The organism is Eubacterium sp. CAG:161 (assembly GCF_000432355.1).
GTDB lineage: Bacteria > Bacillota > Clostridia > Lachnospirales > Lachnospiraceae > Eubacterium_G > Eubacterium_G segne.
Window position 1 is genome coordinate 62,545 of the sequence record NZ_HF991873.1, and the last position, 13,828, is coordinate 76,372.

Below are 13,828 nucleotides of genomic sequence, written 5' to 3' on the forward strand. Positions count from 1 at the left end.
TCCTCCTTTAATACTCCTCATTAAATTCAACTATTTTTTGTGCCCACAGAAAAGCCAAAATATAAAGCACAAGGCATATTGTCATAACAATTCTTCCTGCATTAGTCTCATACATAATGTTTAGAAAATCCGGAGACATCATTTTTACATACAAAATTAAAGCCATAGGTATTAACGTCATTATTTTCTGCTCTGTTTTTTTCTCTGTTGTGGACACTTCAATTTCTTCCCTTACGTTTTCCTTTAATACAATACTGTCCGTTACACTTCCTATTACTTCCGTCATGTTTCCTCCTGTCCTTTTTGCAACTGAGAAAATACGTGAAAATAATATAGCCTCCCTTAAACCTGTTCTTTTGGCAAAGTCCTTAAATATATCTTCTTCTCTTACATTTAACTTTATTTTAGATATCATAATTCTTAATTCTTCACATATGTAACTGTATCTTCCATACATTGAAACCATATCTTTATAGCTTTCCTTTAAGGCATTTGAAACGGAATATCCTGTTTTTAAGGAATCGGACATAACCATAAGCATATCTTTAAACTGCACTTTAAGTTCTTTCTTTTTCTTATTAATTATTCTTCTTTTTTGCTCCCTGTATATGGGAACTCCTAAAGGCAAAAGAATAACTACTGCATAAATGGTTCCGTAAAACAATATTGAAATAATAATTATAGCCATAAAAATCACCATAATTACCACTGCCTTTTCCTTTTTGGATACTTTGTAAATCATTTAAAGACTTAAACCACTCCTTTCTAATTTTTCAGTGTTTACTAACCTGTTTCTAGCTTCAAGCTTTCCTTCTACCAATTCCTCTGTCTCCCCGTACTCCACAAACTCAAAGAGAGGATTTAATTTTATTTCTCCATTAACACAATCTAATACCTCGTCTATTTTTAAAACCTTTCTGGTTCTATCACGAAGCCTCCCTAAGTGAACAATTATATCTATAGCAGATGCTATCTGGGAACGTATGGCATTCATAGGGATGTCCATTCCCATAAGTACCATGGTTTCTAACCTGTTAAGCATATCCTTAGTGTTGTTTGAATGACCTGTACTCATGGAGCCGTCATGCCCTGTCTGCATTGCCTGAAGCATATCAATAGCTTCTTTCCCACGAACCTCTCCCACTATAATTCTATCAGGTCTCATTCTAAGGGATGTTCTGATTAAATCTCTTATGGTAATTTCGTTTTCTCCCTCAGTATTCGCCTGCCTTGCCTCCATTCTCACTATATTCTTAATATTTTTTAGCTGTAATTCCGCAGAATCCTCTATGGTAATAACCCTTTCCTCTCCGGGAATGTAATCTGACAAAACATTTAAAAAAGTAGTTTTACCGGAGCCGGTTCCACCGCATATAAAAATGTTATAACCTGATACCACAAGCTTTTCCAAAAAATCCGCTGCTTCCTTAGTAATGGATTTAAGTTCAATTAACCTCTTCATATCAACTCTTTCCCTGGGGAACTTTCTAACCGTAACTACTGCTCCGTCAATTGCCACCGGTGGAAGAACAATGTTTACCCTGGAGCCGTCAGGAAGTCTGGTGTCCGCTATAGGTGATGATTCATTAATTCTTTTATTATTTCTGCTTACAATCTGCTGTATAATGTCATTTAGCCTTTCCGGAGAATCAAACTGTCCCTCCGTTTCATATATATGTCCCTTTTTTTCAATAAAAATGCTGTTATGACTGTTAATCATAATTTCCGTAATATCTTCATCTTCTAATAATTCATCTAATATTCCCAATCCCTTAATGGAATTAAATATATATTTATGTAAACCTATTTTTTCACTAACCGACATATATCTGTATTCAGTTTCTTCTGCAATTATTTCATCTATAATTTCATGTATCTCGCTATTTTCAGCTTCCCTGGACATATCCAGATTGTCCACAACTTTATTTCTAATATCTTCTTTGTTAGTTTTCATATCATCATCCTAAAATTTTATGCAACCTCTTCTAACTCTTTTTTTATAACAGCACCTAATTTTCCCTCTAACTGATTTTCTAAATAATTCTCACTGAAACTCTCCGTACTGATTTCCGGTATAAATATCTTTTTTGTCTTTTCTAATAATTCTTCTTTTTCGCTTTTTAATAAAAATTCTTCGTAAACAGATGCTTTCATGGTATTAATCCATCCTGTATTAACAGGCATATACACCTTGTCACATATATCTAATAATTCAAAAATATTCTCCACCATATTACCTGTGTCTACTATTATTCTGTCATATAACCCCAGCTCTGAAATTTTCTTGATTAAATTAATCCACTCTTCTGTTTTGATTTTTCGCAAATCTTCCGAATACAATAATGGTGGAATATAATCCATATCCTTATACCTGCAAATAACAGTGTGAAGTCTTATGGCTACAGACTCCCTGCTTTGTCTGAAATAATACATAAGATCAGACAAATCCTTTGTGCATCTGGTATTTAGCAGTTTTTCAAACACTGAAAATTCTTCCAAATTAATATAGAGAACGGAGCTTTTCCGTGCCAGCATAGCCCCCAGTGCAATGGAAAATACTGTGTTTTCTTCATTACATGCAGGTGAGTATATCCCTATAAGCTGTGCCGCCTTTCCTAAAACCTTAACCTCTTCCACCTGATTATCCCTGCTATAACAGTCTGATATTTTTTGTAAAATATTCTCCGTGGACTGATATTTATATACCGCAGGATATGTCTCATATTCTAAGCTTACGGTTCCTGATGAAAGAATTATAATGTTTTGAATATTTTCATTTTCAATGTTTTCAAACATTAATTCCGGCGATATAAGAGCTATGGTAATGCTTTCCTTCTTCAGATATTCCTTAAGCGCTTCTACCCTGGTAAAAGAAATCACACGAAACACTGTTCCATGTCTGTTTCTAATATAGTTTGCCAGTCGGCTCACATATTCACTATCGTTATCGCAAATAGCTAATGTTCCTGTGTTCATATTTTTATTGTTTCCCTCCTTGCTTTTGTATATGCTCATATTATATATGCGTGTTTTTAAAATGTCTATAGTTTTTTTAAAATTTTTTAATATTTTTTTATTGACTAAAAATATAATAAATGTTATCATTCAATGTAGTATTAATAACTACATGTTGTAGAATTGATTAATGGAGGGTTTAAATTTATGAGTAAAAGAATTAAATTAGCAGATAGGGAACTCCCTACATATTCAAAAGGTGAAGAGATTTTTAATATGGTATCCCATATTGTAGGTGGAGCTTTAGGTATTGCCGCTTTAGTGCTTTGTATTATTACCGCAGCTAAGGCTCACAGTGCCATTGGTGTCATTTCATCCTGCATTTATGGATTTACCTTAATAGCTTTATATACAATGTCTAGCGTTTATCACGGATTAAAACCCGGTATGGCAAAAAAAGTTATGCAGGTTTTAGACCACTGCACCATTTATTTCCTTATTGCAGGAAGCTACACACCTATACTTTTAGTTGCCATGATGCCTAAGTATCCTGTTATTGCATGGTTTATTTTCGCTTTAGTATGGGGCTGTGCCGTTGTTGCCTGTACCCTTACTGCCATTGATTTAAAAAAATACCGTGTAATGTCCATGATTTGCTACCTTGCCATGGGCTGGGTTATTATCTTCTTTATTAAACAGACCTACGATGTTATGTATCTTGGTGGTGTTGTTTTTCTTGTAACCGGAGGCGTTGCCTACACCATTGGCTCTGTTCTTTATGGTCTTGGAAAAACAAAAAAATGGATGCACTCCATTTTTCATTTATTTATTCTTGCAGGAAGCGTGTTACATTTCTTTGCAATTATTTTATACGCACTGTAATGTAATTATTTATCACATAAAAAATACCTTAGCATATGAATTATTATGATTCTCTGCTAAGGTATTTTTATGTTTATGATATTATTTTTGTATTAGAATTTACCACTGGTTCCACCATGAGTTTCCCCGGATGATGAAATATGTGTGCTGCTTCCGCCACCATTATTGTTATCATTTTTCGGTCTGGCTCTTTTAGTAATGTTTGAATAAAGATACAAATCCCTCATTTCGGAAATGTCAACGCTTCCGTCTTTAACATAATTGCCTGCTGCTGCCTGCATATGAACAGATTTTAATTTTGCTATCATGCATGCCACAATTATCAGGGCAATAACCAGTCCTGCCACAAAAGAAATCAATATCCACATTGAAGACAAAGGTTCGTGGGGCATATTGGAAGAATCATATGCAGCCCCTTCTTTCGCCTGGGTAAGAAATTTGTCACATTGTTTTGCATAAGTACTAAATGCCTTTTCATAATTACCGGCGGATAAGTCATCTAAAAACTTATTTTCTATATAATTTATTCCGGCATCAGTAAATGCCTCAGTGGCATACCCACAAGTCGATATCCCATAATCTCTGTCCTCCATGGATACTAACAGCAAAATTCCATCTTTACCATATCCGTTATAATCGTAATAATCATCGGCATATGCTTCCGCACTTTTTCCGTCAAGGCTGTTGGTAGTTACCACTACCACCTGACAGCTTTGCCTGTTGCTTATTTCCTTTAAAGTTTCATTTAACGAGTTTTCTTCGCTATCTGTTAATAATCCTGCATCATCCACTACATATGCAGCCATTTCGTTTTGGGCAAACACCGGCATTACACACATTGTAGAAAAGATAAGGGTAAATAAAATTATGTACAATCTCTTTTTCATCTATTTATCCTCCTATAAAATTCCGGCAAACCATAAAATCCATGCCACAATATAAACTAAAATACTGCAAACTACAGTGAGACCTACAGCCCATTTGCAGGCGGCGTCTTTGTCCACAGGCAGGTCTCCCACAAATTTTCCTGTCTGGCCATTCATTGCAAAAATGTAATTATTGCCATTCCATGATGTTGTAAGCATCCACACCGGATACAGGGCATACTTTGCCTTGCCGTTTTTAAGTTGTATACTGGTGCTTTCAGGAACCACTGTTGCATATCCTGTAACCGTGTCAGCAAAAACATCCTCCGTTGATTGTTTCACACGCTCATTGGCACGTTCAATACTTTGTTCTGCTGTTACATCGTATTTATCTGCCATATAGCCTGCTAAGTAAGCTGTCTGGAAATCCACTGCATCCTCAAAATTGTATGGTTCAATGGACTCCATTAAATCATCTGCCATTTTAGATGAGCCATCCACCGGAACTCTTTCAAATCCTATACTTCCACCTCTATGTACCATAAAATGGCTGGTTTCCGTATAATCATATTCGCTGTCGCTCCAGGTTCTTACGGTAGTTGCCCTATATCTGATTTTGGCTTTGGCATCTGTATCAAAAAGCCAGAAAGGAACATATACACCCTTTATTTCCTCTATGTGATTCTGACTTTTAAATACCTTTGGTAAAAGACGCTTTCCTGACAAATGTTTTTCAAATCCTGCCTTTGCCGCCTTTTTATCCAGCTTAAAAGGAATAATGTAATCCGGTCGCAAGTCACCTTTAAACTGTCCCATAAGTACCACAGGGTTTCCACAAAACGGACATGATGTTGCCGCCATAGTATCATCTCCCACAATTTCCCCACCACAGGAGTTACATACATAGCTATGAAGACCATCAGTTTCTCCATCCTGCCATTCTCCTCCTGCAGTAGTGTCCCAGGTCATATCATCTTCTGCTTCTTCCTTAAGTTCCTTATCGTATCCCTTAAGGGTATCCATTTCAAATTCCGTGTCACAATACGGACACTTCATTTTCTGTACTTCACTGTTAAATTCAATTGCCCCGCCACAGCAGGGACATTTATATTCCTGCATATCAGCCATAAACATACCTCCTACTGTCTGTCATTTTCATCAAATATATCACCACATTCAGGACAGAATTTTGGTGGGTGAGCGGGGTCTTCAGGCTCCCATCCACACTTATCACAGCGATATAATGGTGCTCCCTCAGGTTTCTTCGCTCCGCAATTCTGACAGAATTTTCCTTTGTTTACAGTTCCACAGGAACAGGTCCAGCCTTCATCAGCCGGCTTTTTAGCTCCACATTCAGGACAGAAGTTTCCTGTTGCCATTGCTCCGCAGGAACATTTCCATGCTCCACTTACAACCGGCTCCGGCTTCTTTGCTCCGCATTCAGGACAGAAATTTCCATTAACTGTGGCTCCACATGAGCATTTCCAGCTGTTTTCTGCCTGTTGCTGTGACTGCTGTGCATTTTTCTGTGCTGCCTGCTGCTGTCCCATTGCATATAAATTTTCCGGATTCATTCCGCCGGCATTCATTGCCATGCCCATTCCCATAAATCCGGTCATTGCTCCGGCTTCATTAGATGCTGCTGCTCTCATGGCATCAGCCTGGGCACCAACCATAGCTGCCGCTCCCATAGATGGGTCACGCATAACTGCTGATCGCTGTAACTGCTTAATCATTTCAGCATCTTCATCCGGCAATGTAACACTGCCAAGGGCAATACTTACTACCTTTAATCCTCTAAGCTCACCCCATTTAGCTGAAAGAGCTGTATTCATTGCTTCCTCTAACTCTGTATTGTGGGTAACTATCTGGTTTGGTCTAAGTTCCAAATCTGACAATTTTCCAAATGCCGGCTGTAATGCACTAATAAATTCGCTTTTAAGCTGTCCCTCTAATTCTTCCCGTCTGTATTCACTGCTTACATTTCCGCATACATTTGTATAAAATAATAACGGGTCTGCTATTTTGTATGAATATACTCCTGAACATCTTACGGAAACGTCCACATCTAATCCGATTTTAGAATCAACTACCCTAAAAGGTATCGGATTTGGCGTTCCAAACTTATTATCAATTAATTCCTTAGTGTTAAAATAGTAAACTCTCTGGTCTTTTCCGGTGTCTCCACCGTATGTAAATCTCTTTCCTACTGTTTTAAAGGTTTCCTTAATTCCTTCCCCTAAACTTCCTGAGAAAATACTAGGTTCCGTAGATGAATCATAGGTAAATTCTCCCGGTTCAGCACATACTTCTACGATTTTTCCCTGTTCCACAATAATCATACACTGTCCATCTGCCACAGCTATTCCGGAACCATTTGAAATAATGTTATCATTTCCCTTTGTATTAGATGAGCGGCCTGTAATTTGTTTTTGTCCTCTCACCATTAATACTTCCTTGTCTATAGCATCACAATAGAAAAACTCCTTCCACTGATCAGCAAGTGTTCCCCCGAGTGCTCCCACTCCCGCTTTAATAAGTCCCATAATGAACTCCTTTCCTTTTTATTATATTTTTATGGATGCCTATCATATCATTCCCCATTAACTACTCACATTATAATATGACGTTTTAAAATATACATTACCCAAAAGAGTAGTGTTTTTTCGACAAATAATGATTTAAATCATATGATATTTTCCATATTATCCCTTGTAGTAAAAAAAGCAGAGCCAACCTTTGTGATGCCCTGCTTTTAACAATCTTATGTTTAACTTAATTACATTAAACGACCATTTCTTCTTCGTCTTCTTCTGTACATTTCATTTAATAAAAGAACTGTTATTATATCCTTTAACCATGTGTCATCCGGATACTTAGTACATTCATCACCAACACAGTTTTCTTCGTCTTTTTTTATTTCATTGAATATGTTTTGGACGATTCTTGAAATTCCCAGTTTATCCGGATATTCATCGTACATCATACTCCCTGCAAATTCCTGACGGTTACATTCTTTTTCCACTAATTCCTGTAATCTTGAAAAAGTCATCGGATACATTTCCCTTACATAGTCCATGTCTCTATCCTCCGACATTTCCCACTGTCCATAGTATAATCCTGAAATTGCATTTCCCTGAACGTAAAACGGTATATATCTGTAATCCATATACTATTACCTGATAGTTTATCATTTTATACTATTCAAAAGTTAGCTTTTTGCTACATAAACTATAGCATATGAAACACATCAGGTGTTTCATATGCGTACCTGACCAGCCCCAAAGGGGCGTGCTCTGCGAAGCAGAGTTATGAAACGGTAATCCTATACCGTTTCATAAGTCATAGCTTAATAACTATTTCTTTTCCTGATTTTTCATAAGGAACAAATTCCACTCCCGAAGCCTTAAGCATTCGCTTTGATGCCTTAACTGACGGAGTATCTGCATATTTATCATCTGCGTAAATAACCTTCTTAATTCCACACTGAATAATCGCCTTAGCACATTCATTACATGGAAACAATGTAACGTATATTTTTGCTCCCTCTAAGCTTCCGCCACGATAATTAAGTATGGCATTTAACTCACTATGGGTGGTATAAAAATATTTGTTATTATATGGGTCTTCACTTTCCCTGTTCCATGGAAAATCATCATCATTGCATCCTATAGGCATTCCATTGTAACCAATTGATAATATTTTATTATCTGTACTTACAATACATGCTCCAACCTGTGTTCCGGGATCCTTAGAACGCATTGCCGCTAAAAAAGCCACGCCCATAAAATATTCGTCCCAAGATATGTAATCCTGTCTTTTATTTCCCATTTTAGCTCCTTTCCATATCTTCACAGTATTTTTCAACAAAACCCATTGTCCGTTGGTTAAACCTTGGCAATGGGTTTTATATTATTTCTATTTTGTTCCAAAAATACGGTCTCCCGCATCTCCTAATCCCGGAATAATGTATTTATGCTCATTTAATCTTTCATCTAATGCACCAATGTACATATCCACATCCGGATGTGCTTCCTGCATAGCCTTTACTCCCTCAGGGGCAGCAATAATACACATAAGGGTAATATTTTTAACTCCCTTATCCTTAAGCATCTGTATTGCAGCTACTGAAGAACCTCCTGTAGCTAACATAGGATCAACCACAAATACCTCTCTCTTATCACAGTCTTCAGGCAACTTGCAGTAATACTCGTGAGGCAATGCAGTAACCGGGTCTCTGTATAATCCGATATGACCTACCTTTGCTGATGGAATCATTGCAAGCATTCCGTCAACCATACCAAGTCCTGCTCTTAAAATCGGAACGATTGCCAACTTCTTACCACCTAACTGCTTAACTGTTGTTTCACATATAGGTGTCTTAATTTTAACATCTTCTAATTCTAAGTCTCTTGTTGCTTCATAAGTCATAAGCATTGCTATTTCACTTATTAACTGTCTGAAATCCTTTGTTCCTGTTTCTTCTTTTCTAATAATACCTATTTTGTGCTGAATCAATGGATGATCCATTACTACTGTCTTTGCCATGACATTTCCTCCGTATCTTATTATATTTATTTATGCCTTAATACCTTTAAGTTTATTCGCAAGCTTCTTTATAACCTCGTCTAAAGTCTCGTATAATTTTGCATAATCTGCAAGTTCTCCCCCGTCCGGATTAGTTATACTTCCATCTTCGTTTATATATTCCTTCAAAGTATAAACATTTTCAGCCTCTGTATAATCATCATATACCGTCTGCTTTTTGGTTGCATCAAGAACCAATACAAGTACATCTCCTCCAAAATCTTCCGATTCAAGCTGCTTGGAACTTCTGTTTATTTCAAGTCCCTTTGAAGCCGCAATGGCTACAGTTTTCGGATTCATAGGTTCCGGAAAAAGAACCGCCAATCCTCTTGAATCTATGTCCACTCTTTCAAGGGGAAGATAATGATTTAGAAGCGATGCAGCCAATGGTCCTGTTGACGTATCCGTTTCAGTTACGAACAATATTCTTGAAAATTCTAGCATCTTACCTCCCAACTTTTACAAACAATTATACATCTATAATGTTGTAACCTGCTGCTTTTGTAAGTCTGTTCATAATTGCCCATCCAACGTTATGTTGTGAAAATGCCTCACCAAAAATAAATTTTGTACCTGCCTTATCAAAATCCCTAAGAGTTTTAAACAGCATGTTGGCAATAGTTTCAGGCTTATCCAAATTCCCCAGTGATACTACCATTATGTCTTTATTAAGCTTTCTCTGATACAGATTAAGGTGCTGGTCAACCGTTATCACTCCGGTCTTAAAACCTTTATCTGCTTTTTCATTTGCAAGCATAATTATTTTATCTGCCACCTTTTCAGCAGTACCTCTATAAATACTGTAGTCTGCTTCCGGTGCATAATGTCTGTATTTCATTCCCGGTGCTTTTGGTTTAAAATCAGCCGTAGGCTTCGATAATATAGCCTTGTCCACACCAACCTCGCCTATTACATCCTTAATCATTTCGTATGTAATAAACCCCGGTCTTAAAATCATAGGTGTCTTAGATGTAACATCTATAATCGTAGATTCCAATCCCATTCCTACCATTCCGCCATCAATAATCATGTCAATTCTTCCATCTAAATCATCAATAACATGTTCTCCCATAGTAGGGCTTGGCTTTCCTGATAAATTTGCACTAGGTGCTGCTATGCTGACACCTGATTTTTCAATTAATTCCAGTGCAATAGGATGATTAGGGAATCTCACTGCCACCGTATCAAGTCCTCCTGTGGTTCCCTTGGGTACTAACCCGCTTTTATTAAATATAAGTGTCATAGGCCCCGGCCAGAAAGCATCCATAAGCTTCTTTGCCACCTCCGGCACCTGTGTAACAATGTCATCAAGCATATTAAGATTTGATATATGAACTATTAAAGGATTGTCTGACGGTCTTCCTTTTGCCTCATAAACCTTCTTTGCTGCCTCTTCATCTAAAGCATTGGCTCCCAATCCGTAAACAGTCTCCGTTGGGAAGGCAACCAGTCCGCCATTTCTGATAATTTCTCCTGCCTTTTCTAACTGACTAACAGCAAAATCATCTTTTAAGTTATCTTTATCTATCTTTACAATTATAGTCTTCATCTTGCGCCTCACCTGACATATACTTGTTATATTTTATCATATGTACCTTCAAAATACAATGTTAGCCCATATTAACCTATCCCTATTTTTCCCTATACATCTACTTGGTTTCTGTCATTTCGCTAAAATAATCCATAATTCCCCTGCAAAGTATATCTCCTAACTGTTTTTGATAATCACTGTTGGTTAGATTATCTGCTTCTTCAGGGTTACTTAAAAAACCACACTCTACAATGATTCCCGGACATTTTGAATTTATCAGCATATAATAACTGTCATTAGGCTTTTCGTTTTTTGCCTTCTCCATATTAATATCCTTATTGAGTTTTTCCTGCATTATTTTTGCCAATTTCATACTTTGGGCAGATTTTTGATAATAAAATACCTGGGCACCATGAACTGATTGACCTGTGAAGCTGTTTTGGTGAACACTTATTAACACACATTTATTGTTATTATCATAAGCCTTGTTTATTATGCTACACCTTCCGTTTAAATCACCGATTTTTGAAAATCTGCCATTTTCCTTTAATGATGTATCCGTATCTCGTGTCATAACAACATTAATACCTTTTTTCTGTAATATATCCCGAAGCTGTAACGCAATGGCAAGATTAACGTCTTTTTCTTTAGCATTATTTATTCCTACTTTTCCCGGGTCTTCTCCCCCATGTCCCGGGTCAATTACCACTATGTAATCTTTCCCCTTTGTCTTAACTGTGCTTTCCCTGTTTTCAACTACTTTGTTCATATTGCAGGCAATTAACGTCACTGACATTAACAAAACCAGAGACATGAAAATTTCCATTTTTTTGCTATACTTAATAAATTCCGTCACTATTCTACCCTACATACTTTTTATACAATATATGTAGGGTAGTTGCTTTTTATTTTACAATACTTCCTGAACGTTTAAAATTAATGAAACCGCTATGCTGACATTATCAACATAACGGTTTCATAGCAAAAGAGAAATACAAATTTCTACTTATAAGCTTGTTACAATATCTGACCAATCATAGTCAACCTGTTTATATGATGGATTTACCAATTTCAAAATGCTATCGTACAAATATGTATGACCTGCATTTGTAGGCATTTTTCCACCATCGTATAATGCTGATGCCACATTATATACAGAATATGAATAAATATCACTATATACATATGAGCCATCACTTAAAACAGCATATGCTCTTACTTTGTATTTTGCTGTATATTCCTGTACTGTCTGGTTCTCAAATAATGTTGTCATTACATAATACTGAGCTGTCTTTGAGCTTCCAAATACTTTATCAACATTTCCATTGTTAGTTGATTCAAATGATGCAACATAATAATTGTCAGCTGATACTGTCATATCGATATTCTTTACACCTGTATCCTTATCACCAAGTTTTGTTAATGCATATACAAGTCCATGTTTTACAACATTCTTGCCATTAACTGTTGGTTCAACAGATGCCACAACTCTGCTTCCCTTTAATGTTGAGCTAATCTGATATCCTACAACGTTTACATCCTTGCTTGTTACAACTGTTTCAGTACCAGGCTCTGTTGGTGTTTCTGTAGGTTTCTCTGTTGGCTGCTCAATTTCTCCTGTATTATCTAAGTCATCCGGCTTATCAGGATTTTCAATATACTGTACTCCACCGTAAGGTACAGTGATTGTCTTTGTATATTTGTTGTTGGTTTCATTCATTTCGCCAAATACATTACTGTCATCAGCCCATGCTGTTACAGTATGTGATCCGGTTGTTGCTGCCCATGAACTTCCACTATTTCCACCGGTTGCTGTTAATTTAATTACCTGTCCCGGCTGAAGTCCATCAAAATACTGGTCATTCCATGTAATTGGAGATGGATATGGATTTCCATCAATCTGGAACTGTACACCTAATTTCTGACCTGCAGGAATTGCTGTATCTCCGGCATTTACAATAGTAGCTGTAAATGTAAGTGCATCTCCTACATTGATAATCTCTTTATCCCACGTAACATCTAAAACCTGAATATCATATCTTCCTGTTACAGGTGTATAAGTAGGTTCTCTGTCAGGAGCTTCCTGAACGTTAAATGATTTTGATCTTGTGTTGTTATCCTTTGAAAGCTCATTTGGAAGTTTATTTCTATAATCCACTGTAGCTTCAATTGTATGTCCACCTGCTGTTGCTGTCCATGTAGAGGTTGGTGAAAGCTTAATTGTTTCTCCTGCCTTTAAACCACCTTTATATGTTGTGTTTGTGTAACTTCCTTTTCCATCTACAGTTATTTTAATCTGAATTGCTACTCCTTCAGGAATATCTACATTTGATGTATTCTTAACTGCAGTTGTAAATGTTACTTTGTCACCTTCTTCAATAGATGAAGAATTGCTTTCATTTTTCCATGAAAGGCCTGCAAGTGCAACGTCATATCCTGTAATTCCGTCTAACGGATCTATAACTCCACCACCCTGTGAAGTATCTGCTTTCGGATAACCCGGAACTTCATATGTAACATCATCATCTAAAAGTGTCACTGTATCATTGCCTGCTAAATTTTTAGGTGTAGCATTATCTGTATAGAAAGGCCATGTACTTGTGTTCTTTCCTGTCTGGTCAGAAACAACCGCACCAACAGTAAGTCCGTTAAATACAGCTGATGAATTTGCATTTTCTCTGATTGCTGCTCCTGAATAACCTGAGCTTGAGAAATCAGAAATCTGTTTTGAAAGACCTGCACCTAAAATTGTAGTATCATTAAATGTGATATTACTATAACTTGTTCCTAAAAGTCTTATTGCAGTAAACGGTGAATCGTAAATCTGTGTATTATTAAATACAATATTTTTTACTTCCTGTTCAAAGTCAATAGCCGCATAATCTCTTCCCCAACATTCTTTTGGTGTGCCACATCTTACAAGAATGTTGTTGTCAAATGTATTAGGTGTAGAACCTGAGAATTTGTATCCAGGGAATGTTGTATTAAAGTGAATACCTGCTGCCAT

At 36.8% G+C, this 13,828-nt stretch carries 14 protein-coding genes; 1 reads left to right on the forward strand and 13 read right to left on the reverse strand.

Annotation, left to right across the window (positions count from 1 at the left end; translation table 11 throughout):
- Positions 1-7: 7 nt before the first annotated feature.
- Genes Q5O30_RS09425 through Q5O30_RS09435 form a run of 3 tightly spaced genes read right to left on the reverse strand, consistent with a single transcriptional unit; the run spans position 8 to position 2,976 of the window.
- Positions 8-742, reverse strand: coding sequence for a type II secretion system F family protein (locus Q5O30_RS09425; protein WP_021953500.1), 735 nt, complete (start codon positions 740-742; stop codon positions 8-10).
- On the reverse strand, positions 743-1,954 hold the full coding sequence (locus tag Q5O30_RS09430) for a CpaF family protein (protein ID WP_021953501.1): 1,212 nt from the start codon (positions 1,952-1,954) through the stop codon (positions 743-745).
- A 17-nt stretch (positions 1,955-1,971) separates the two neighbouring features.
- On the reverse strand, positions 1,972-2,976 hold the full coding sequence (locus Q5O30_RS09435) for a hypothetical protein (protein WP_021953502.1): 1,005 nt from the start codon (positions 2,974-2,976) through the stop codon (positions 1,972-1,974).
- A 186-nt stretch (positions 2,977-3,162) separates the two neighbouring features.
- Here Q5O30_RS09435 and Q5O30_RS09440 point away from each other — a divergent pair, with 186 nt between their 5' ends.
- A complete protein-coding gene (locus Q5O30_RS09440; protein WP_021953503.1) occupies positions 3,163-3,837 on the forward strand; it encodes a hemolysin III family protein in 675 nt (224 codons plus the stop codon).
- A 92-nt stretch (positions 3,838-3,929) separates the two neighbouring features.
- Here Q5O30_RS09440 and Q5O30_RS09445 read toward each other — a convergent pair whose 3' ends face one another.
- From Q5O30_RS09445 to Q5O30_RS09490, 10 genes are all read right to left on the reverse strand, one after another.
- Positions 3,930-4,724, reverse strand: coding sequence for a YgcG family protein (locus Q5O30_RS09445; protein WP_021953504.1), 795 nt, complete (start codon positions 4,722-4,724; stop codon positions 3,930-3,932).
- Positions 4,725-4,736: 12 nt separating this feature from the next.
- Positions 4,737-5,831 (reverse strand): hypothetical protein, encoded by a 1,095-nt coding sequence (locus Q5O30_RS09450; RefSeq protein WP_021953505.1) that lies wholly within the window; start codon positions 5,829-5,831, stop codon positions 4,737-4,739.
- Positions 5,832-5,842: 11 nt separating this feature from the next.
- A complete protein-coding gene (locus tag Q5O30_RS09455; protein WP_021953506.1) occupies positions 5,843-7,249 on the reverse strand; it encodes an SPFH domain-containing protein in 1,407 nt (468 codons plus the stop codon).
- A gap of 233 nt (positions 7,250-7,482) precedes the next feature.
- Positions 7,483-7,872 (reverse strand): hypothetical protein, encoded by a 390-nt coding sequence (locus tag Q5O30_RS09460; RefSeq protein WP_021953507.1) that lies wholly within the window; start codon positions 7,870-7,872, stop codon positions 7,483-7,485.
- A gap of 173 nt (positions 7,873-8,045) precedes the next feature.
- Entirely contained in the window at positions 8,046-8,534 is a 489-nt protein-coding gene (locus Q5O30_RS09465; protein ID WP_021953508.1) for a dCMP deaminase family protein, read from the reverse strand.
- An 87-nt stretch (positions 8,535-8,621) separates the two neighbouring features.
- Positions 8,622-9,251, reverse strand: coding sequence for a uracil phosphoribosyltransferase (gene upp, locus Q5O30_RS09470; protein WP_021953509.1), 630 nt, complete (start codon positions 9,249-9,251; stop codon positions 8,622-8,624).
- A 30-nt stretch (positions 9,252-9,281) separates the two neighbouring features.
- On the reverse strand, positions 9,282-9,734 hold the full coding sequence (locus Q5O30_RS09475; protein ID WP_021953510.1) for a low molecular weight phosphotyrosine protein phosphatase: 453 nt from the start codon (positions 9,732-9,734) through the stop codon (positions 9,282-9,284).
- A 25-nt stretch (positions 9,735-9,759) separates the two neighbouring features.
- Positions 9,760-10,839 (reverse strand): L-threonylcarbamoyladenylate synthase, encoded by a 1,080-nt coding sequence (locus Q5O30_RS09480; RefSeq protein WP_021953511.1) that lies wholly within the window; start codon positions 10,837-10,839, stop codon positions 9,760-9,762.
- A 100-nt stretch (positions 10,840-10,939) separates the two neighbouring features.
- Positions 10,940-11,590 carry an N-acetylmuramoyl-L-alanine amidase gene (locus Q5O30_RS09485; protein WP_302674679.1) on the reverse strand — a complete coding sequence of 217 codons (651 nt, stop codon included), beginning with the start codon at positions 11,588-11,590 and terminating at the stop codon, positions 10,940-10,942.
- Between the two features lie 237 nt (positions 11,591-11,827).
- Positions 11,828-13,828: CARDB domain-containing protein (locus Q5O30_RS09490; protein ID WP_021953513.1), on the reverse strand; the 2,001-nt coding region annotated here is incomplete at its 5' end.